We start from the raw sequence: 19,186 nt of genomic DNA on the forward strand, positions 1-19,186 counted from the left end.
TGGTACCTACTCGCCAGTAAGACTACTGGTGAGTAGATAGCGCGGCAAGGTGATCGGATAATCTTGCTGATCCGAACCGAGGGGTAGTGATGCGCACAGAGGGCAGGGCCAAGCGCTTGCCACGCGCCGTACGCGAGCGGCAGATCATGGACGCCGCGATCGACGTGTTCTCACGGCTCGGCTTCCACGCGGCGTCGATGGACGAGATCTCCGAGGTCGCGGGCATCTCCAAGCCGATGCTCTACGCGTACCTGGGGTCGAAGGAAGAGCTGTTCGCGACGTGCATCCGGCGTGAGGCCACGCGGATGATGGAGGCCATCGCGAACGCCGTCGAGCCGGACCAGGACCCGGACGTGCAGCTGTGGAGCGGGCTGCGCGGGTTCTTCGGGTTCGTCGGGGAGAACCGGTCGAGCTGGCAGGTGCTGCACCGGCAGGCGTCCACGCAGGGCGGGCCGTTCGCGGCCGAGCTCGCGGACATGCGTGGTCGCGCGTTGACGCTGGTCGCGGCGCTGCTCACGCAGTCGACGAAGGCGCCGGCGACGAAGCTCGAGGCCGAGTCGCTGGCCGCCGCGCTGGTCGGGGCCGGCGAGTCGCTCGCGGACTGGTGGCTCGACCACCCGGAGGAACCCGCCGGGGTCGTCGCCGCCCGCCTCATGAACCTCGTCTGGATGGGCTTCAGCAACCTCGTCGCCGGCAACGTGTGGCACCCGCCGTCACGCCGCTGAGACCGTCCCCAGCAGGTGGGGCCGCTTGCCCCACACGGCGAACTTCCAGCCGTCCGGTACCTCGCGCGCCGAGAACTCGGCGCGGCCGGGGACCAGCAGCGGTTTCCTGAACCGCACCTCGGCGCTGACCGCGCCGGGCAGCCTGCCTTCCAGCGCCGCGAGGCAGCGCGCCTTGGTCCACATCCCGTGCGCGATGGCGCGTGGGAAGCCGAACGCCTTGGCGCTCAACGGGTGCAGGTGGATCGGGTTGCGGTCGCCGGACACCGCGCCGTAGCGCCGTCCGACGTCCGCGGGCACCCGCCACACCGCCGACGCGGACGGGCGTTGTGGCTGCTCCCCCGAGCCCGGCGAGCCGCCGGTCCGGTGCAGGTAGGTCGAAACTCCTTCCCAGACACCGGAAACCGACGTCACGACGTCCACCTGCGTGCCCTGCGCGTGCGGTCGCAGGTCGCGGGCGGACACCGTGATCTCCAACGGCTCGTCCAGCGTCAGCGGGCGCGACTGCGTGATCCGGTTCGCGAGGTGCACGAGCCCGGGCAGCGGGAACGGGAAGCCGTCACCCGTCATCAGCTTCATCTGCAACGGAAAGCCGAGCACGTGCGGGTACGTCAACGGCAGCGCGTCGCGCAAACCGAAGCCGCACACCGAGTTGTACGCCGCGAGGTGTTCCAGTGAGACGGCCAGACAGTCCGAGACCGGTTGGGCGGTAAGCGTTCCGCCGCGCCGGAACGCGGTGAGAGCCGCACGTAGCAACATCACGCCCCCAGCATCATCTGGCCGCACACCCGCACGACGTTGCCGTTGACGCCACCGGAACCCGGCGACGCGAACCACGCCACGGTCTCCGCCACGTCGGACGGCAACCCGCCCTGCGACAGGCTGTTCATCCGCCGCCCGGCCTCACGGGTCACGAACGGCACGGCCGCGGTCATCTTCGTCTCGATGAAACCGGGCGCCACGGCGTTGATCGTGCCGCCGCGTTCCGCCAGCACCGGTGCCAGCGTCCGCACCATGCCGATCACGCCCGCCTTCGAGGTGGCGTAGTTGGTCTGGCCGTAGTTGCCCGCGATGCCCGCGATCGACGACACCCCGACGATCCGTCCGCCGGGCCGCAGCACGTCGCCGTCGAGCAGAGCGGCGTTGACGCGCTCCTGGCACGCCAGGTTGACCTCCAGCACCGCGTCCCACTTGCCGGAGTCCATGCGCGCCAGCGTCTTGTCCCGCGTGATGCCCGCGTTGTGCACGACCACGTCCACGCCGCCGTGCCGTTCCCGCAGGTGGGAGGTGAGTCGAGCCGGGTCGCCGGTGATGTCGAGCTGCACCGCCGATCCGCCGACGGCGTTGGCGACCTTCGAGAGGTCCTCGCCCGCCGCGGGCACGTCCAGGCAGACGACGTGCGCGCCGTCGCGGGCCAGCACCGTCGCGATCGCCTCGCCGATGCCCCGGGAAGCGCCTGTGACCAGCGCGACCTTGCCCTCCAGCGTGCCGGCCGGACCGGTGCCGGACACCCGGATCACCTGGCCTGACACGTACGCCGAGCGGCCGGACAGCAGGAACCGCAGCGTCGACTCCACGCCGTCCTCGGCTCCGTCGGCGACGTAGACGAGGTTGGCCGTGCCGCCGCGCCGCAGTTCCTTGCCGACGGACCGCATGAAGCCTTCGAGTGCCCGCTGCGCCACGGAGTCCGGCGACCGTCCGATCACGACGACGCGTCCGCACGGTCCGAGCTGCGTGATCGCCGGGTGGAAGAAGTCGTGCAGCTGCCGCAGGTCGCTCACCGAGTCGATGCCGGACGCGTCGAACACCAGCGCGCCGTAGGGAGCGGGCCCCGTCAGGAGCTGTTCGAGGAACGGGAGCCGGGTGGCGCCGCCGACGAGCACCGGCGTGGCCAGTGCGGCGTCGCGGCGCAACGGGTACGGGTCCGGCAGGCCGAGCTTGCGCACGAGTCGACGGCCGAGCCCTGACGTCGCGAACTTCTGGTACCTGTCCACGTGCCATAACCTACTCGCTAGTAAGTCTACCCGCTAGTAGGTACTATGGCGCCCATGCGAGTAGCGATCATCGGCGGCAACCGCATCCCGTTCGCCCGCTCGAACGGCCCGTACGCCACCGCGTCGAACCAGGACATGTTCACGGCGGTGCTGGACGGCCTGGTGAGCCGCTTCGGCCTGCAGGGCGAACGGCTCGGCGAGGTGGCAGGCGGCGCCGTCCTCAAGCACTCGCGCGACTTCAACCTCGTCCGCGAGTCGGTGCTCGGCAGCAGGCTCAGCCCCGAGACGCCCGCGTACGACCTGCAACAGGCGTGCGGCACGGGCCTGCAGGCCGTCGTCGCCGTCGCCAACAAGATCGCGCTCGGCCAGATCGAGGCGGGCATCGCTGGTGGCGTCGACACCACCAGCGACGCGCCGATCGGCGTGAACGAGAACTTCCGCAAGCTGCTGCTGGAGTTCAACCGCACCCGCAAGATCAGCCTGCTGGCGAAGCTGCGGCCCAGCCACGTCGTGCCGCACCTGCCGCGCAACGGCGAGCCGCGCACCGGCATGTCGATGGGCGAGCACGCGGCCATCACCGCCGCCGAGTACGGCATCACCCGCGAGGAGCAGGACGAGCTGACCGTGCGCAGCCACCGCAACCTCGCGCGCGCCTACGACGAGGGCTTCTTCGACGACCTCGTCACGCCGTACCTCGGCCTGACCCGCGACCAGAACCTCCGCCCGGACAGCAGCGTCGAGAAGCTCGCGAAGCTCAAGCCCGTCTTCGGCGACACGATGACCGCGGGCAACTCGACGCCGCTCTCCGACGGCGCGTCCGCGGTCCTGCTCGCGACCGAGGAGTGGGCGAAGGCCCGCAACCTGCCGGTGCTCGCCTACCTGACGTTCGCCGAGACCGCCGCCGTCGACTACGTGCACGGCGGCGAGGGCCTGCTCATGGCACCGGTCCACGCCGCGCCGCGGATGCTCGCCAAGGCGGGCCTGAAGCTTCAGGACTTCGACTTCTACGAGGTGCACGAGGCGTTCGCGTCGCAGGTGCTCGCGACGCTGAAGGCGTGGGAGAAGGAGCTCGGCGAGATCGACAGGGCGAAGCTGAACGTCAACGGCTCCTCGCTCGCGGCGGGTCACCCGTTCGCGGCGACCGGCGCGCGGATCGTCGCGACGCTGGCGAAGCTGCTGCACCGCAAGGGCAGCGGGCGCGGGTTCGTGTCGATCTGCGCCGCCGGGGGTCAGGGCGTCACGGCGATCCTGGAGCGATGAGTTCTCCGACGGGGTGAGGTCCACCCGTCCAGACCCGTTCAGGCGAAGGATGGCGACCATGACCTTGTCGGAAGTGCTGGAGTCCCACCGCGAGGACGTGCCGGCCGCGGTGGCGCTCGTCGCCCGCGGCGACGACGTGGAGTTCGCGGCGGTCGGCGAGGAGACCCGTCAGTCGGTCTTCCCGATCGCCTCGGTGACCAAGCCGGTCGTCGCCACGGCGGCGTTGCGGCTGGTCAGAGACGGCACGATCGGGTTCGACGACCCGATCGCGACCTGGCTGCCCGAACTGGCGGCCCCGCTGGTCGTCCGCACGCCGGACGCCGGGCTGGACGACGTCGTCCCCGCCACGGCCCCGATCACCGTCCGGCACCTGCTGACGTCCCGGTGCGGCTGGGGCTTCACGGCCGACTTCTCGTTGCCCGCCACGCGGAAGCTGCTGGCCGAGGCCCACCTGCACGGCCACGAGGACCTGCCGTCGCCCGGCGAGTGGCTCGAGCGGCTGGCCGGCGTGCCGCTGCTGCACCAGCCCGGCGACGGCTGGACCTACAACACCTCCTACGACGTGCTCGGCGTCCTGCTCGACCGCGTCACGGGCTCACTTCCCCGTCATCTCGACGAGCACCTCTTCGGCCCGCTGGGCATGACCGGCACGAGCTTCCTCAGCCCGGCCCTGCCGTCCGGCGGGGGCGGGCTCAGCTCCACCGCCGACGACCTGTTGGCGTTCGGCCGTCATCTGCTCGCGAGCGACCTGCTGCCGGAGCTGGCGACGGACACCACCACGGCGGCCGAGCGCGCCGCCGCCGAGATCTTCCTGGAGGGGCAGGGCTGGGGTCTCGGCGGCAGCGTCGACATCACGGAGCGTGACGCCTGGAACGTCCCCGGCCGCTACGGCTGGGTCGGCGGCTCCGGCACCTCATTCCACGTCACGTGGACAGAAGACCTGGTCACGGTGCTGCTGACCCGCACTCCGATGACAAGCCCGTCTCCGTTGGCGGTCATGCGTGATTTCTGGCGGAGCGCCGTGCACACTGCGTGAACCGCGATTGGTGCGGACCACGGGGGTGGCGGTAGATGCAGGTGGACCCGGAGGAAGATCCGGTACTGGCGCGGGCGCTGGTCGCGACGCTGCGCGGCGAGTGGCGCCCGGCGGCGGACGCGCTGGCGTCCGCACAGCAGTGGGACCGCCGCGCGTACGTCGTGCTCACCTTGGCCACGGCGGCCTCGCGCCGGGTCGACTGGCTGCGGCGCTGGCTGCGGGCACGTCCGGACGACCGCGACGCCCAGGCCGTGCAGTCGGCGATGGAGTCGCTGAAGGACGCCGGGTAGCGCGTCAGTCGAGCAACGACCACGCGGCCGTGCACACCGCCGTCACCGTGATCTGCTGCGCCTTGAGCGCCAGCTGGTCCACCATCCCGGCCGGGCCCGCCATCTCGAACGACGCCCCGCCGCGCATCATCTTGGGCGAGAAGCCGGCGCCGCCTTCGGTGTCGCCGATGCGCAGCAACGGCCCGAGCCGCCGCCCGAGTGCCGTGGCGTAGCCCTCTGCCCGCCGCAGCGCGTCGGCCACGGCTTCCTTCTGCGCCTCCCGGACGGCCTCGCCGTCGTCGACGAGCGCCCACGACGGACCGTTGATCCACGACGGCTCGGCCTGCACCAGGCCCGCGAGCAGGTCGTCGAGGCGGTCGAGGTCGGACACCCAGATCACGTACTGCTGCTGGGCGCGGCTGCCGACGCGCTGGTTGTTGTCCCAGTTGTCGTGCGCGGACAGCTGCCGCGAGCGCACCTCGAACGTCTCCAGCAGCGGTTCGACGGCGGAGATGCGCTGGTTGAGCGTGCTCACCGCCTCGGAGCGGTCGGCTCCGACCGCCTCGAACGTCACGTCCAGCTGCGCGCGGTCGGCGGTGCGCTCGACCTCGCCGGTCCCCTTGGTCACGACTTCAGCCACGGACGCCAGCCAACCGCCCACCCGCTCGATCCGCAACCTCTTCGAGGATCGTCCGCGGCTCTGAGGCGGGCACCGGAAACGCGGATGCGGTGCCGACTGCGGCTCCCCGTCATCGTCCGGCCATCGTGGACTGTCGCCGACGATTCATCGGCATGTGCCCCACCTCACCGGATAATCCCGTGCATTTGAGCTCTCAAAGGTGCATACTTGAGTCATCAACCGCTAAGAGACTCCGAGAGGGAAGTGCAGGCAGAGATGAACTTCGCAGCGAAGCTCCGCGCCCGTCGTGCCGAGGCGCGCAACCGGAAGGCCGTGGCTCGCGCGATCGACATGGCGACCACCCCGTCCATGCGCCACGAGCTGATGGCAATCGCCCAGGCTCAGGTCACCACCAACCTGCGCTGACTTCACGAACCCGGCACTCGCCCCGCGCCCCGGGCGCGAGTGCCTCCCCGACGCAAGGCCCCTGGAGCACCTCCCGCGCTCCAGGGGCCTTCGCTCTGTCAAACGTGATACGCGACACAGTATGATGCTCTTGTAACGGTGCACGTCGGTCCGCCGATGTCACGGTTGACCTCGCGGTGCTGTCGGACCCCCGACCTGGCAGCACCGCGAGGTTTCTTGTTTGCTGGGGAGCATGGACATCGCCGTGCTCGGCACCGGTCTCATGGGTGCCCCCATCGCAGCCAACCTCGCCGCCGCCGGACACGCCGTCCGGGTCTGGAACCGCACGCGCGAGAAGGCGGAGCCGCTCGCCGCGAAGGGCGCCACCGTCGCCGACACTCCGGCCGCCGCCGTCGAGGGCGCCGAGATCGTCCTGACCGTGCTGAACGACGGCGCCGCGGTCACCTCCACGATCCAGGCCGCCGCCGAGTCGCTGCCGCACGACGCGGTGTGGGTCCAGCTGTCCACGGTCGGCATCTCGGCCACCGAGGACCACATCGCGCTCGCCAGGTCCCTCGGTCTGGAGTTCGTCGACGCCCCGGTCCTCGGCAGCACGAAGCCCGCGGCCGACGGCACGCTCGTCGTGCTCGCCTCCGGTGCGCAGGAGGTGCGCGACTGGGTCCAGCCCGTGTTCGACGCGATCGGCTCCCGCACCCTGTGGGTCGGCGAGGCCGGTGCCTCCACGAAGCTGAAGCTCGTCGCCAACAGCTGGGTGCTCGCGCTGACCGCGGCCGTCGGCGAGGCCGTCTCGCTCGCGGAGGAGTCGGGGCTCGACCCGAAGCTGTTCCTGGAGGCCGTCTCCGGCGGCGCGATGGACACCCCGTACCTGCAGATGAAGGGCAACGCGATCATCGAGCGGTCGTTCGAGCCCGCCTTCACCGTGCGCAACGCGCTCAAGGACGCCCTGCTCGTCAACGAGGCCGCCGTGCGCGCGGGCGTCCAGCTCGACGTGGCCCAGGCGGCGGCAGCCCGGCTGAACCGCGCCGTCACCCACGGGCACGGCGACGAGGACATGGCCGCGGCCTACTACGCGAGCCGGTCCGAGTGAGCACGACCCTCTCGACGCGCTGCGCGTCCGCCGGTGCTGAGGCAGGCTGGAGGACGTGAAGCCGTTGCTCGTGGTCGATGCCGCCAACGTCGTCGGTTCGGTGCCGGACGGGTGGTGGCGCGACCGCGCGGGCGCGGCCGAACGGCTCCGCGACGCGTTGCGCGGCCGGGACGAGGAGGTCGTCCTCGTCGTGGAAGGCAAGGCGCGCACCGTGTCCAGCGTGGACGACGTCCGCGTCGTCTCCGCTCAGGGCGAAGGCGACGACACGATCGTCGAGGTGGTGCGTGCCGAAGGTGCGGGCAGGGCCGTCACGGTGGTGACCGCCGATCGCGCTCTGCGGCAACGGGTCGTGGCGCTGGGCGCGGACGTGGCAGGACCGACTTCCGTGCCACGCCGTTAAAGCCGGAAGAGGTTCTCCAGCACCTGCGCCACGCCGTCCTCCGTGTTGGGCGGCGCGTGGTTGACGCAGGCTTGCTTCACCAGCGGGTGCGCGTTGCCCATCGCGTACGCCGTGCCGGCCCACCCGAGCACCGACAGGTCGTTCGGCATGTCGCCGAACGCGACGACCTCCTCCTTGGCGATTCCCCTTGCGGCGCACAGGGATTCGAGCGTCACCGCCTTCGAGATCCCCGGCGGGCTGATCTCCAGCAGCCCGAGGCCGCCGGAGTGCGTGACCGACACGTGCTGGCCCACGGCCTCCCTGGCGATCTCCATCATGTGGTCGGCCTCGGAGTCCGGTGCCCACGCCAGCATCTGCACGACCTGGTGGGCCTCGTCGAGGACGTGGTCGAGCAGCTCCAGCGTCCGGTGCGGGTTGCTCGGCCCGAAACCGCGGAAAGCGGGCTCGCACAACACCTCCAGGCCCGTCTCGACCGCCATGCCGACGTTCGGGATCACCTCCGCGAGCGCCTCGCAGACCTTGCGCACGACGTCGAGCGGGAGCGTCCTGGCGTGGGTGACCTCTCCGGCGGTGAGGTCGTAGATCATCGCGCCGTTGGAGCAGATCGCGGTGCCGCTCAGTGCCAGGTCCTGCACGAACCGCGGCGGCCGTGCGGTGACGACCACGACGTCCGCGTCCACGGCGTCGAGCGTCGCGCGGGTGCGGTCGCTCAGCACGCCGCCCGGCTGCAACAGGGTGCCGTCGAGGTCGGTCGCGATCAACCTGAACATCGGGCGATTATCGAGGCTCCCGCTCGCGGGTGAGAAGACCGGCGGCGGTCAGCGCGACGGCACTGCGCACCATCTCGGCGTAGTCGATGCGCAGCGCGCCCAGTTCGGGGTCCGCTGTGTAGGCGTCGAGGACGGCCTGCGGGGGACGGCTGGCGGGCCAGGCGGCGACCGACACCAGCATGAGCAGCTCCAGCAGGTGCCCGGAGTCCTCGGGGCTCAGCTCGGGCACGTGCCGTCTGGTGATCCCGATCAGCACGTCCACGTGGCCGCGGATGGCGTACTTGTGCCGGATCGCGGTCTCGGCGGAGATGTTGTGCTCCAGCACGGAGGACTGCGCGCTCATCAGGTCGCACAACGCGGGGCGGCGGGCCAGCGAGGTGGCGACGAGCTCGGCGAACCGGTCCGCGCGCTCCCGTGCGGAACCGCCTTCCAGCGGGGTCGTGGTGTCCATCTCGGCGAGCCAGCCGGCGATCTCGGCCTCCAGCAGCGCGAGCAGCACCGCCTCGCGCGACTCGAAGTAGCGCAGCACGTTGGCCTTCGCGAGCCCGACCCGGTGGCTCAGCCCCGTGAGGGTCAGGTCGGCCACCGGCTTCTCGGCGAGCAGCGCGGCCGCGGCGTCGAGGATCTGCCTGCGCCGCTCGTTGCGCTGCTCCTCGGTGCGCGCCCGCTGGAAGGTCATGCCCCGACATCTTACAGACTGACGGTACTTTACTAAGAGACTGACGGTCCGTTATGTTGGATTTAAGAGACCGACAGTATTTACCGAGGGGTCCGATGTACCAGGTACCTGACCAGCACGGAAAGCGCGTCGTCATCACCGGTGCGAACAGCGGCACCGGCAAGGAGGCGGCCCGGCGACTGGCCGGTGCCGGGGCCGAGGTCGTCCTCGCCGTGCGCACCCCGGCCAAGGGCGAGCAGGCCAGAGAGGAGATCCTCGCCGCCCGCCCCACCGCCCGCGTCGAGGTCCGCAGGCTCGACCTGGCGGACCAGGGTTCGGTGCGCGAGTTCGCCGACGAGCTGCTCGAAGAGGGCAAGCCGCTCGACGTGCTGGTGAACAACGCCGGCCTGATGAACGTCCCCGCGCGGACCGAGACCGCCGACGGCTTCGAGCTGCAGCTCGCCACCAACTACCTCGGCCCGTTCGCGCTGACCGTGCGGCTGCTGCCGTTGCTGCTGGCGTCACCCGCGTCCAGGGTCGTGGCCATGAGCAGCGGCATCGCGATCCGCGGCCGGATCGACCTCGACGACCTCCAGTGGCGCCGCGGGTACAGCCCTTCGCTCGCCTACGCGCGGTCGAAGCTCGCCGACCTGCTGATGACGACGCACCTCGCGGAACTCGCGACCGAACACGGCTGGCCGCTGCTGTCCGTGGCCGCGCACCCCGGCTACACGCGCACGAACCTCACCCGGTCCGGCCCGCACCTCAACGGCGGCAAGCCCGGTCTGATCGAGTCGCTCAGCTACCGGATCCTGCCGTCGCAGGACGTGGTCCAAGGCACCGAACCGCTGCTGTACGCGGCGGCCGACCCCGACGCTGTCGCGTGCGGCTTCTACGGGCCGCGCTGGGGCTACGTCGGCCCGACGCGGCTGGGCAAGATGCCGAAGGCCGCGCGCGACAAGGCGCTGGCGGCCCGGCTGTGGGCCGAGGCCGAACGCCTCACCGGCACGTCTGCCGAAATCGCAGGTCGCTGACGCCGCCCTCGGGCAAGATCGTTCGTCATGACGCATCGAGTGAACGACGTGCCGCTGCCGCTCTGGCTGCCCGAGTCCGGCTCCGGCCCCGGCATCGTGCTCGTCCAGGAGATCTTCGGACTGGACGGCTACCTGCGGGGCATCGCCGAGAAGCTCGCCGCGCTCGGCTACGTCGTCGCCGTGCCCGAGCTCTTCCACCGCTTCCAGCCGGGCTGGGTCGGCGAGCACGACCCGGCGGGCATCCAGCGGGCGATGGAGGTCGCGGGCGGCCTCGACTTCCCCCAGGCCGTGGGGGACGTCGTCGCCTCGGTCGCGTACCTGCGCGGGCTGCCCGAGGTCACCGGTGGTGTGGGCGTGCTCGGCTTCTGCCTCGGCGGCACGCTCACCTACAACGCGGCCGTCGCGTCGGACCCCGACACCGCCGTCTCGTTCTACGGCTCCGGCGTACCCGAGCAGATCGGCACGCTGGGCGAGGTGTCGTGCCCGATCCTGTTCCACTTCGGCACCGAGGACGAGTACATCACCGGCCACCGGCTCGTCGTGGAGGCGGTCGAGGAACACGACGGGGCCGAGATCCACCTCGAACCCGCCGGGCACGCGTTCCTCAACCACCTCGGCCCCTGGTACGACGCCGCGGCAGCGGACCGGGCCTGGGACATCACCGCCCAGTTCCTGGCCCGCACCCTCCCCGCCTGACCGGCCTCACGCGATGCACGGCACCGCGAGCTGCTCGGAGAAGAACCTCTCCAGCGGCTTGCGGTGCATCCGTCGTTCGACCGCGATCAGCTCGTTGTACCGGTAGTGCCGCACCTGCGAGCTCGTGACGACGAACCCGTTGCGCTGCGTCATCGGCATCTCGTCGTAGAGCAACGCGTACTGGCCCTGCGGCACGACGACGTCCGCCAGCCCGTCCGGGATCTCCCTCGCCCGCACCGAGATCGTGGTCGCCAGCGAGTCCGGCCGGTTGCGCAGCCGCCGATGCGGCCACGGCACGCCGTGGTTCTCCGCCTCCAGCGTCCGGTGCAACGCCCTGGCCGAGTGCCGGATCGCCCGGATGGAGTCACCGGTGATCACGTGCGCGTCCGGGTGGTCGAGCGAGGTGTCCCTGCGGAAACCGGTGCACGCGATGACCGCGTCGTAACACAGCTCGCCGCTGCCGTCGATCGTCGCGATGAATTCATCACCGTTCTTGACGATCCGTTGCACCGAACGTCCCACAGTGTGAGTCACCCGCGCGGTGGCCGAGATGTTGTCCGCCGTCTCAAATGCGCTGCGACCCCGCCCGATGATTAGCACGCGTTTGCCCGAGTACTCCGTCGGATCGGTGCTCGCGGTCGCATACGTCTCCGCGTGCTCGATACCCGGAAGACTCGGCAGGTGCGGCCGCTGCCCGGTCGCGATGATCACGTGCCGGGCCCCGTACCGGCTCACGTCGGTGACCGCCGTGTCGTAGCGGATGTTCAGCGGCCGCGCGAAGTCCTCCAGGTATCGCACCAGGTCATCGGCGTTGGGGAAGGACCGTTTGCTGTACCGGGAGAACGGTGCTCCCTCGAACAGCCAGTTGTCGTCCGTCGACAGGACCCGGTGCCGGGGGAACGTCCGGAAGAAGCTCGCAGGCCCCGGACTCCTCTCCAGGACCACGTAGTCCCGCTCAGCCAGATGAAGGAACCGCGCCATCTGCAGACCCGCGGGGCCCGCACCGATCACCAGATATTCCACCACTTCGCACCTCCCGGCCTCCTCTACGCCGAACACGACGCAAAAGTTCAGGCGGACGGCTACGTTCAGCATGTGGATTCAGGGCGCCTCCGGTCAATCAGAAGACACATTTTCCTAATGGTTTCGACAGGATTGGCGGTCTTCGCCGCGGCGGCGGCGCTCCTGTGGACCGCGCTCGGCTTCCCCGCCGCCCCCACGCCGAGGCTCGACATCGTCAAGGTCGCCCTGACCGTCGTCGCCGGCATGGGCGGCGTCGTCGCACTGGTCGTCGCCTACCGCAAGCAACGCGTCACCGAGTCCGCGGAAACCCGCGAACGCGTCAAGCTGCTCAACGACCGCTTCGGCGCCGCCTGCACCCAGATGGGCCACGACACCCCGACCGTCCGCCTCGCGGGCGTCTACGCTCTCGCCTCCCTCGCCGACGAGTGGCCTGACCAGCGCCAGGTCTGCATCGACGTGCTCTGCTCGTACCTGCGCGTCCCCCACGAACCGGACCTCGACTCGCCGTGGAGCCACGACGCGGAGACCGAGGTGCGCCTGTCGATCACCAGAATCCTGTCCCGGCACCTGCGCCCCGGCGCACCCGTCAACTGGCAGGGCCACGACTTCGACCTCGTGCGAGCGGTGCTCAGGGCAGCCGACTTCGCGGGCATCCACGTGCCGTCCGGGAAGTTCCACCTCAGCCTGGCGCGGTTCCCCGGCGGCTGGGTCTCGTTCGACGGCATGGTGGTCGACGGCGGCGAGGTGTGGTTCGGCGGCGCGACCTTCGAAGGCGCGCGGGTGACGTTCGACGGGGCGGAGTTCCGCTCGGGGGTGGTGCGGTTCGAGGGGGCGGACTTCGCGGGCGGGGAGGTGTCGTTCCGCAGGGCGCGGTTCCTGGGCGGGGAGGTGGACCTGTCGGAGGTGGTCGGTGCCGTGCTGCCGCTGTTCGACGAGGGCGAGAAGCCGGGCCTGAAGCTGCCGGTCAGTCCTTCCACGGGCTGAGCTCGCGCCGACAGGCTTCCGCGAACCCGGCGCAGCCGTGGCCTTCCGTGCTCAGCACGTCGAGGAGGTCTTCGACCGACCGCGGGGAACGTCGATAGCGGGAGACCTGACGACGCAACGCCGAGTTGACCGCGCTGGGGAAGAGCTCGAACTGGTCCTGCAGGAAGTCGTCTTGGTGGACGGCGACGATGTCGTACCGCTTGAGTGCGGCGGCCGGGAAGTCCTTTAGGTTCTCGGTGACCAGCACCTCGGCCCCGCCTCGGACGGCCGCGGCCAGCACGTGCCGGTCCTTCGGGTGGTTCTCCATCGAGTCGATCAGGTGCTCGTAGCCCACGACCTGCGCATCGGGGAAGTGGCGGCTCATCTGATCGATCCGGTGAGCCGCCTGCTCCGCCGTCGCACCGCGCTTGCGCAGGTTGCGGTCGAGTTCGTCGAGCACGTGCTTCGACCAAAGAGGCCGGTAGGTCTGGCACTCGGCGATGCTGAGAAGCGTGTCGCACAGATACGGCTTGAGCAGGACACAGGTGTCCAGGAAAACGGGGAACAAAGATCACCTGTGCTCGTCGTGCGGCAGCCGTTCGAACGGCGTGTCCGCGGGCAGGTCGTAAAGCCCGTCGTCCTCGCCGTCCCGGACCATCTCGTCCAAGCCGGCCGCACGTCCCCGGCGGGCCCGTTCCCGGTACGCGAGGAGGTCGGCGAGACGAACCCGGCGGTGGCGGTTCGGCTGCTCGTAGGGGATCTCGTTCGCCTCGAGCAGGCGCACCAGGGTCGGGCGCGAGACGCCGAGCAGATGCGCTGCCTCGCTCGTGGTCAGCACGGTGTGCTGGGGAGCCACGGTGATCGCCAGCCCCTGCGACATGGCGTCCACCACGCTGCGCAGCACGTCGAACACCTCAGCGGGCAGGTCCAGCCGGGTGCCGTCCGGAGCGAGCAGGGCGGCGTTCCCGTCACCGGGACGAGCCAGTGCTCTCACCCACGGGGACAAGCTCTCCGGGTGGGCGGGTGGCAGCAGCGTGCGCTCTCCCATGGTCGCTGTCATAGCTCAAGGGTAGCCCGAAACGAACAAAACGAAAGCAAGATCATCCACATGATGGACACCGGAATGGACGCCCCGTTCCACGGTGTTGGATACCGTCGTGACGACTGCCAAGCGCCGTGCCCGCGTTCGCGCCCCTGAGCTGGTAGGACGCGGCTGGCTGAACACCGGTGACGAGCAGGTCGCCCTGAGAGACCTGCGCGGCAAGATCGTGCTGCTCGACTTCTGGACGTTCTGCTGCATCAACTGCCTGCACGTCCTCGACGAGCTGCGCCCGCTGGAGAAGGAGTTCGAGGACGTCCTGGTCACGATCGGCGTGCATTCGCCGAAGTTCGTGCACGAGGCCGACCCGGACGCCCTCAAGGCCGCCGTCGAGCGCTACGAGGTGCACCACCCGGTGCTGGACGACCCCGAGCTGACGACGTGGCAGAACTACGCCGTCAAGGCGTGGCCGACGCTCGTGCTGGTCGACCCCGAGGGGTACGTCGTGCACGTCGCCGCTGGTGAGGGGCACGTGGAGGCGCTCAGGACGGTCATCGGCGAGCTGGTCGCGGAGCACGAGGAGAAGGGCACGTTGCACCGGGGGTCCGGGCCGTACGTCGCGCCCGCTCCGGAGAGCACCACGTTGCGGTTCCCGGCGAAGGCGGTCGTGACGCCGGCGGGCACGATCCTGGTCAGCGACTCGGCTCACCACAGCATCGTCGAGCTGGAGGCGGACGGTGAGACGTTGATCCGCCGCATCGGCACCGGGGAGCGGGGCCGGGCGGACGGTCTTCACCCCACCTTCTCCGAGCCGGCCGGGCTCACGCTCGTTCCCAACACGCACGGGTACGACGTGGTCGTCGCGGACACGGTCAACCACCTCCTCCGGGGCATCGACCTCGCCACCGGTGAGGTCACGACGCTGGCCGGCACGGGTGAGCAGTGGCGCGACGGCGAGACGGACGGGCCCGCGGACAAGATCGACCTCACCAGCCCGTGGGACGTCGCCTGGTGGAACGGCGGGGTCGCGATCGCGATGGCCGGCAACCACACGCTGGGCTTCTTCGACCCCGTCTCGAACACCGTCAGCCGGCTCGCGGGCACGACGGTCGAGGGCATCAACGACGGGCCGGCGGCCGAGGCGTTCTTCGCGCAGACGTCCGGGCTCGCGGCGGACGGTGACCGGTTGTGGATGGTCGACTCCGAGACCAGCGCGTTGCGCTACCTGGAGAACGGCGAGGTCACGACCGTTGTCGGCAAGGGGCTGTTCGCGTTCGGGCACAAGGACGGTGACGCGGACGAGGCGCTGTTGCAGCACCCGTTGGGCGTCACGGTGCTCGCGGACCACTCGGTGGCCATCAGCGACACCTACAACAACGCGGTCCGGCGCTACGACCCCGAGACGAACGCGCTGACGACGATCGCCACGGACGTCGCGGAGCCGTCGGACGCGCTGGTCGTGGGGGACGAGCTGCTCGTGGTCGCCTCGGCCGCCCACCGGCTCGAACGCTTCTCGGCGGCGGCCACGCGGGTCAACGGCGAGGCGCACCAGGTCAAGCGGCCGTCCACGGACATCGCGCCGGGGGAGTTCGAGCTCGCGGTGGTCTTCACGCCGCCGACCGGCACGAAGCTCGACGACCGGTACGGGCCGTCCACGCGGCTGGAGATCACCAGTTCGCCGCCCGAGCTGATCCTGGAGGGCGCGGGGGTCACGACCGAACTGGTACGGGCGTTGCGGATCAACGATTCTGTCACGAACGGCGTGCTGCACGTCGTAGCGCAGGCCGCCAGTTGCAGTGACGATCCTGCCGACGAACACCCGGTGTGCCGTCTGACCAGGCAGGACTGGGGCGTACCCGTTCGAGTGGTTGCCGATGCACCTTCTCGACTTCCGCTGCTCATGGGCGGTATGGACGAGGCTGCTCCGAGCGGCACGTAGACTCTGCTGGTGCCTGATGTCAAGCTCGAGATCCAGATGCTGTTCGACCGCGTCATGGTGCGCATCTCGCCGGAGGACGGCGAGCGGCGGTCCAGCGGTGGCATCGTGATCCCCGCGACTGCCACCATGGCGAAGCGGTTGGCGTGGGGCGAGGTGTTCGGAGTCGGTACCAGCGTGCGGCACGTCAAGGTCGGCGACCGGGTGATGTTCAACCCGGAGGACCAGCTCGAGATCGAGGTGCAGGGCACCACGTACCTCGTGATGCGAGAGCGCGACCTGCACGCGGTCGCGACCGAGCTCACCGAGCACGGTACTGGGCTGTACCTATGAGAGGCCGGGTCGTCATCCGCGCCTGATAGCTGCGACCACACATGCCGCCTCAGTAGAGACAGGGCAACGGGGAGAGCTGTGCCGTACGACGCTGACAAGACGAGATCGATGCCGCCGGTGGGTCCTGGCGGCACGGCTTCCGAGCAGACCGCCAAGATCAACCCGGTCCAGGCGGACGCCGCCGCGGCCGCGTGGCCGTCCGAGGAGCCGGACGCCGCCGAGCCGACCGTGCAGACCGCGGTGCCCAACGTCGGCTTCCCGGCCGGCGAGGACGCCACCGAGTACATGCGGCCGGTCGCTCCCCCGCAGCCCCGGCCGGAGGACTCCGGCGTCTACGGGCCCGTGATGATCGAGCCCGGCCAGGACGAGGCGGGGCCGAAGGTCTCCAGGAAGAAGGCGCTGATCGTGGCCGCGGCCGTGGTCGGTGCGTTCGGCCTGCTCTACGGCCTCGACATCCTGGTGTCGAGCGGCAACGTCCCGCGCGGTGTGACGGTGGCGGGCGTCGACGTCGGCGGCATGGGCCACGACGAGGCCGAGAAGAAGCTGCGCGACGAGATCGGCCCGCGGCTGAGCAAGCCGGTGGCGCTGCAGGCGGGCGACGTCAAGGCGGAGCTCGACCCGAAGGCGGCGGGCCTGGAGCTCGACTGGACCCGCACGATCGACCGTGCGGGCAGCCAGCCGCTCAGCCCGATCACCCGCGTCACCTCGTTCTTCACGAGCCGTGAGGTCGGTGTCGCGACGAAGGCCGACGACGAGAAGGTCTCCGGCGCGCTGGAGGCCCTGCGGCCCCAGCTCGACCACGACCCGATCGAGGGCAGCATCAAGTTCGAGGGCGCCACCCCCGTCGCCGTCGAGCCGCACGCGGGCCAGAAGCTCAAGACCGAGGACGCCGTCGGTGTCGTCGTGTCGAACTGGGCGTCCGGTGACCCGGTCGAGATCCCGATGGACTTCACCCCGGTCAAGACCACCAAGGAGGGCGTCGAGAAGGCGCTCGACGAGGTCGTGAAGACCGCGGTCTCCGGTCCCGTCGTGATCAAGGGCGAGGGCAAGGACGCGACGCTCTCCCCCGAGCAGATCGGCGCCACGCTGGCGTTCGCGCCCGGTGAGGGCGGCGCCCTGGACGTCTCGGTGAACAAGGACAAGCTCGCCGAGGTGACGACGCCGCAGCTCAAGGACACGATCAAGGAGGGCAAGGACGCCGAGATCGTGTTCGAGGGCGGCAGGCCGGCGGTCAAGCCGTCGGTCGACGGCCTCGACGTCGACTGGGAGAAGAACCTCCAGCCGTACTTCGACACGCTGAAGAAGTCCGACGGCCGCGAGGTCAAGTTCGAGTACAAGCACACGCCCGCGAAGGTCACCACCGAGCAGGCGAACGCGATGGGCATCAAGGAGGTCATCGGCGAGTTCCAGACCGGTGGCTTCGCCGCGGACTCGGGCGTCAACATCCGCGTCGTCGCGGAGAAGGTCAACGGCGCGATCGTGAAGCCGAAGGAGACCTTCAGCCTCAACAAGTACACGGGTCCGCGCGGTCTCGCGCAGGGCTACGTCGAGGCGGGCATCATCGAGAACGGCATCCCCGGCCGCGCGGTCGGCGGCGGCATCTCGCAGTTCGCGACCACCCTCTACAACGCGTACTACTACGCGGGCATGAAGGATGCGGGCCACAAGGAGCACAGCTACTGGATCACGCGGTACCCGAAGGGCCGCGAGGCCACCGTGTTCATGGACAACGCGGGCAACAGCCTGATCGACATCGCGTTCACGAACCCGGACGACACGGGTGTCGCCATCCAGACGATCTGGACGCCGTCCTCCCTCAAGATCGTGCTCTGGGGCACCAAGAACTACGACGTCACGGGCTCCACGAGCGGTGACTTCAACCCGACCCAGCCGCAGGAGAAGAAGGTCAACAAGCCCGGTTGCTCGCCGAGCAACGGCGCACCCGGCTTCTCCGTGACGGACACCCGCACGATCACGGACCGCCGTACCGGCCAGACGCGCTCCGAGTCGCGCACGGTCAGGTACGACCCGCAGTTCAAGATCATCTGTGAGCCGCCGCCCGGCGGCTGAGTGCCTGGTTTCCACGGTGGCCACGCGCGGGTATTCACCCGTTCGTGGCCACTGTTGCGCATGAGGCGAGAAGACACCCCGTCGTCCAGACGCTGGGCAGGGTGGGGATGGTCGTGTACGGAGCTGTCCACGTGCTCATCGCATGGTTGGCGCTCCAGGTCGCGTTCGGCGGTGACGCCAAACGGACGGACTCGAAGGGCGCGCTGACCGAGCTGGCGGACGGCGGTGCCTGGCTGCTGTGGACCGTGGCGATCGGGCTCGTCGCCTTCGCCGTGTGGCAGCTGATCCTGGCCTTCGTCGGCTACACCTACATCGGTGAGAAGCGGAAACGCCTGTCGAAGCGGGTCGGCTCGGCCGCACGTGCCGTGACGGCGTCCGGTATCGCGTTCGGTGCGTTCAAGTACGCCACCAGCGGTAGCAGCGGCAGTGAGTCCGACCAGCAGCAGAAGGAGCTGACGGCCCAGGTGCTCGCGTGGCCGGGCGGCCAGTGGATCGTCGGCGCCGTCGCGATCGGCGTGCTCGTCATCGCGGGCGTCATCGCCTACAAGGGCGTCAAGAAGTCCTTCGAGAAGGACCTCGACATGAGCCGCGCGCCGTCGTGGGTCGAGCCCGTTGGCCGGGTCGGCTGGATCGGCAAGGGTGTCGCGTACGGCGTGATCGGCGTCCTCGTCGGGCTGGCGGCGCTCAACGCCGACCCGGAGCAGGCCGGTGGCATGGACAAGGCGCTGCACACGCTCGCGGAGCAGCCCTACGGCATGTTCCTGCTGTCCGCCGTGGCGGTCGGCATCGCGGCGTTCGGCGTCTACTGCTTCGTGGCGGCCCGCGCCCTGAAGGAGTGACAGGAAAACGCT

At 70.0% G+C, this 19,186-nt stretch carries 22 protein-coding genes; 14 read left to right on the top strand and 8 right to left on the bottom strand.

The window, feature by feature from the left end:
• The first annotated feature begins 89 nt into the window (after positions 1-89).
• Positions 90-725, top strand: a complete 636-nt coding sequence (locus BLT23_RS04325) for a TetR/AcrR family transcriptional regulator (RefSeq protein WP_090046805.1) — start codon at positions 90-92, stop codon at positions 723-725.
• Here the strand turns inward: BLT23_RS04325 and BLT23_RS04330 are convergent.
• Together BLT23_RS04330 and BLT23_RS04335 are read right to left on the bottom strand one after the other, a co-directional pair.
• Positions 714-1,481, bottom strand: coding sequence for a MaoC family dehydratase (locus tag BLT23_RS04330; RefSeq protein WP_090046806.1), 768 nt, complete (start codon positions 1,479-1,481; stop codon positions 714-716). The two genes, BLT23_RS04325 and BLT23_RS04330, sit on opposite strands and share 12 nt — an antisense overlap.
• Positions 1,481-2,716 (bottom strand): 3-oxoacyl-ACP reductase, encoded by a 1,236-nt coding sequence (locus BLT23_RS04335; protein WP_090045922.1) that lies wholly within the window; start codon positions 2,714-2,716, stop codon positions 1,481-1,483. The genes BLT23_RS04330 and BLT23_RS04335 overlap by 1 nt, the downstream gene beginning before the upstream one ends.
• A 45-nt stretch (positions 2,717-2,761) precedes the next feature.
• Here BLT23_RS04335 and BLT23_RS04340 point away from each other — a divergent pair, with 45 nt between their 5' ends.
• Genes BLT23_RS04340 through BLT23_RS04350 form a run of 3 tightly spaced genes read left to right on the top strand, consistent with a single transcriptional unit; the run spans position 2,762 to position 5,302 of the window.
• Positions 2,762-3,976 carry an acetyl-CoA C-acetyltransferase gene (locus BLT23_RS04340; RefSeq protein ID WP_090045924.1) on the top strand — a complete coding sequence of 405 codons (1,215 nt, stop codon included), beginning with the start codon at positions 2,762-2,764 and terminating at the stop codon, positions 3,974-3,976.
• Between the two features lie 58 nt (positions 3,977-4,034).
• Positions 4,035-5,012: a serine hydrolase domain-containing protein gene (locus BLT23_RS04345; protein ID WP_245743609.1), complete on the top strand. Its 978-nt coding sequence runs from the start codon at positions 4,035-4,037 to the stop codon at positions 5,010-5,012.
• A gap of 35 nt (positions 5,013-5,047) precedes the next feature.
• Positions 5,048-5,302 carry a hypothetical protein gene (locus tag BLT23_RS04350; RefSeq protein WP_090045927.1) on the top strand — a complete coding sequence of 85 codons (255 nt, stop codon included), beginning with the start codon at positions 5,048-5,050 and terminating at the stop codon, positions 5,300-5,302.
• A 4-nt stretch (positions 5,303-5,306) separates the two neighbouring features.
• Here the strand turns inward: BLT23_RS04350 and BLT23_RS04355 are convergent, their stop codons facing one another.
• Entirely contained in the window at positions 5,307-5,921 is a 615-nt protein-coding gene (locus BLT23_RS04355) for an SIMPL domain-containing protein (protein WP_090046808.1), read from the bottom strand.
• A 255-nt stretch (positions 5,922-6,176) separates the two neighbouring features.
• On the opposite strand from BLT23_RS04355, the gene BLT23_RS40550 reads away from it, so the two are divergent.
• The 3 genes from BLT23_RS40550 to BLT23_RS04365 all read left to right on the top strand — a co-directional run bounded on the left by BLT23_RS40550 (position 6,177) and on the right by BLT23_RS04365 (position 7,813).
• Positions 6,177-6,326 (top strand): hypothetical protein, encoded by a 150-nt coding sequence (locus tag BLT23_RS40550; protein ID WP_176946597.1) that lies wholly within the window; start codon positions 6,177-6,179, stop codon positions 6,324-6,326.
• A gap of 232 nt (positions 6,327-6,558) precedes the next feature.
• Positions 6,559-7,413, top strand: coding sequence for an NAD(P)-dependent oxidoreductase (locus BLT23_RS04360; protein WP_218133651.1), 855 nt, complete (start codon positions 6,559-6,561; stop codon positions 7,411-7,413).
• Between the two features lie 55 nt (positions 7,414-7,468).
• Positions 7,469-7,813, top strand: a complete 345-nt coding sequence (locus BLT23_RS04365; protein ID WP_090045931.1) for a hypothetical protein — start codon at positions 7,469-7,471, stop codon at positions 7,811-7,813.
• On the opposite strand, the gene BLT23_RS04370 is transcribed toward BLT23_RS04365, so the two are convergent.
• The gene (locus tag BLT23_RS04370) at positions 7,810-8,583 is read right to left on the bottom strand and encodes an HAD family hydrolase (RefSeq protein ID WP_218133652.1); all 774 of its coding nucleotides are present in this window, start codon (positions 8,581-8,583) and stop codon (positions 7,810-7,812) included. The genes BLT23_RS04365 and BLT23_RS04370 overlap by 4 nt on opposite strands.
• 7 nt (positions 8,584-8,590) lie before the next feature.
• Positions 8,591-9,262 carry a TetR/AcrR family transcriptional regulator gene (locus BLT23_RS04375; protein WP_090045932.1) on the bottom strand — a complete coding sequence of 224 codons (672 nt, stop codon included), beginning with the start codon at positions 9,260-9,262 and terminating at the stop codon, positions 8,591-8,593.
• 95 nt (positions 9,263-9,357) lie between these two features.
• Between BLT23_RS04375 and BLT23_RS04380 the strand changes: the two genes are divergently transcribed.
• Together BLT23_RS04380 and BLT23_RS04385 are read left to right on the top strand one after the other, a co-directional pair.
• Complete coding sequence (locus tag BLT23_RS04380; protein ID WP_090045934.1) at positions 9,358-10,275, top strand: SDR family oxidoreductase; 918 nt, start codon at positions 9,358-9,360, stop codon at positions 10,273-10,275.
• Positions 10,276-10,302: 27 nt separating this feature from the next.
• Positions 10,303-10,971, top strand: coding sequence for a dienelactone hydrolase family protein (locus tag BLT23_RS04385; protein ID WP_090045936.1), 669 nt, complete (start codon positions 10,303-10,305; stop codon positions 10,969-10,971).
• Positions 10,972-10,977: 6 nt separating this feature from the next.
• Here the strand turns inward: BLT23_RS04385 and BLT23_RS04390 are convergent, their stop codons facing one another.
• Complete coding sequence (locus BLT23_RS04390) at positions 10,978-11,994, bottom strand: NAD(P)-binding domain-containing protein (protein ID WP_176946598.1); 1,017 nt, start codon at positions 11,992-11,994, stop codon at positions 10,978-10,980.
• Positions 11,995-12,111: 117 nt separating this feature from the next.
• Between BLT23_RS04390 and BLT23_RS04395 the strand changes: the two genes are divergently transcribed.
• Positions 12,112-12,978: a pentapeptide repeat-containing protein gene (locus tag BLT23_RS04395; RefSeq protein WP_176946599.1), complete on the top strand. Its 867-nt coding sequence runs from the start codon at positions 12,112-12,114 to the stop codon at positions 12,976-12,978.
• Here BLT23_RS04395 and BLT23_RS04400 read toward each other — a convergent pair.
• Positions 12,959-13,525: a PIN domain-containing protein gene (locus BLT23_RS04400; protein ID WP_090045940.1), complete on the bottom strand. Its 567-nt coding sequence runs from the start codon at positions 13,523-13,525 to the stop codon at positions 12,959-12,961. The two genes, BLT23_RS04395 and BLT23_RS04400, sit on opposite strands and share 20 nt — an antisense overlap.
• Before the next feature lie 3 nt (positions 13,526-13,528).
• Positions 13,529-14,017 (bottom strand): helix-turn-helix domain-containing protein, encoded by a 489-nt coding sequence (locus BLT23_RS04405; RefSeq protein ID WP_176946600.1) that lies wholly within the window; start codon positions 14,015-14,017, stop codon positions 13,529-13,531.
• 97 nt (positions 14,018-14,114) lie between these two features.
• On the opposite strand from BLT23_RS04405, the gene BLT23_RS04410 reads away from it, so the two are divergent.
• The 4 genes from BLT23_RS04410 to BLT23_RS04425 all read left to right on the top strand — a co-directional run bounded on the left by BLT23_RS04410 (position 14,115) and on the right by BLT23_RS04425 (position 19,174).
• Positions 14,115-15,935, top strand: coding sequence for an NHL domain-containing thioredoxin family protein (locus tag BLT23_RS04410; RefSeq protein WP_245743611.1), 1,821 nt, complete (start codon positions 14,115-14,117; stop codon positions 15,933-15,935).
• Positions 15,936-15,944: 9 nt separating this feature from the next.
• Positions 15,945-16,265, top strand: coding sequence for a GroES family chaperonin (locus tag BLT23_RS04415; RefSeq protein ID WP_176946601.1), 321 nt, complete (start codon positions 15,945-15,947; stop codon positions 16,263-16,265).
• A gap of 285 nt (positions 16,266-16,550) precedes the next feature.
• The gene (locus tag BLT23_RS04420; protein ID WP_425434352.1) at positions 16,551-18,335 is read left to right on the top strand and encodes a VanW family protein; all 1,785 of its coding nucleotides are present in this window, start codon (positions 16,551-16,553) and stop codon (positions 18,333-18,335) included.
• A gap of 107 nt (positions 18,336-18,442) precedes the next feature.
• On the top strand, positions 18,443-19,174 hold the full coding sequence (locus BLT23_RS04425; protein WP_090045944.1) for a DUF1206 domain-containing protein: 732 nt from the start codon (positions 18,443-18,445) through the stop codon (positions 19,172-19,174).
• Positions 19,175-19,186 lie beyond the last annotated feature (12 nt).

This window comes from Lentzea fradiae (assembly GCF_900100955.1).
GTDB lineage: Bacteria > Actinomycetota > Actinomycetes > Mycobacteriales > Pseudonocardiaceae > Lentzea > Lentzea fradiae.

Coding starts and splice junctions, on each gene's coding strand:
- BLT23_RS04345 (WP_245743609.1), top strand. CDS start 4,035: ATGACCTTGTCGGAAGTGCTGGAGTCCCACCGCGAGGACGTGCCGGCC.
- BLT23_RS04340 (WP_090045924.1), top strand. CDS start 2,762: ATGGCGCCCATGCGAGTAGCGATCATCGGCGGCAACCGCATCCCGTTC.
- BLT23_RS04395 (WP_176946599.1), top strand. CDS start 12,112: ATGGTTTCGACAGGATTGGCGGTCTTCGCCGCGGCGGCGGCGCTCCTG.
- BLT23_RS04425 (WP_090045944.1), top strand. CDS start 18,443: ATGGTCGTGTACGGAGCTGTCCACGTGCTCATCGCATGGTTGGCGCTC.
- BLT23_RS04330 (WP_090046806.1), bottom strand. CDS start 1,481: ATGTTGCTACGTGCGGCTCTCACCGCGTTCCGGCGCGGCGGAACGCTT.
- BLT23_RS04380 (WP_090045934.1), top strand. CDS start 9,358: ATGTACCAGGTACCTGACCAGCACGGAAAGCGCGTCGTCATCACCGGT.
- BLT23_RS04325 (WP_090046805.1), top strand. CDS start 90: ATGCGCACAGAGGGCAGGGCCAAGCGCTTGCCACGCGCCGTACGCGAG.
- BLT23_RS04405 (WP_176946600.1), bottom strand. CDS start 14,017: ATGACAGCGACCATGGGAGAGCGCACGCTGCTGCCACCCGCCCACCCG.
- BLT23_RS04385 (WP_090045936.1), top strand. CDS start 10,303: ATGACGCATCGAGTGAACGACGTGCCGCTGCCGCTCTGGCTGCCCGAG.
- BLT23_RS04370 (WP_218133652.1), bottom strand. CDS start 8,583: ATGTTCAGGTTGATCGCGACCGACCTCGACGGCACCCTGTTGCAGCCG.
- BLT23_RS40550 (WP_176946597.1), top strand. CDS start 6,177: ATGAACTTCGCAGCGAAGCTCCGCGCCCGTCGTGCCGAGGCGCGCAAC.
- BLT23_RS04420 (WP_425434352.1), top strand. CDS start 16,551: ATGCGGCCGGTCGCTCCCCCGCAGCCCCGGCCGGAGGACTCCGGCGTC.
- BLT23_RS04360 (WP_218133651.1), top strand. CDS start 6,559: ATGGACATCGCCGTGCTCGGCACCGGTCTCATGGGTGCCCCCATCGCA.
- BLT23_RS04350 (WP_090045927.1), top strand. CDS start 5,048: ATGCAGGTGGACCCGGAGGAAGATCCGGTACTGGCGCGGGCGCTGGTC.
- BLT23_RS04375 (WP_090045932.1), bottom strand. CDS start 9,262: ATGACCTTCCAGCGGGCGCGCACCGAGGAGCAGCGCAACGAGCGGCGC.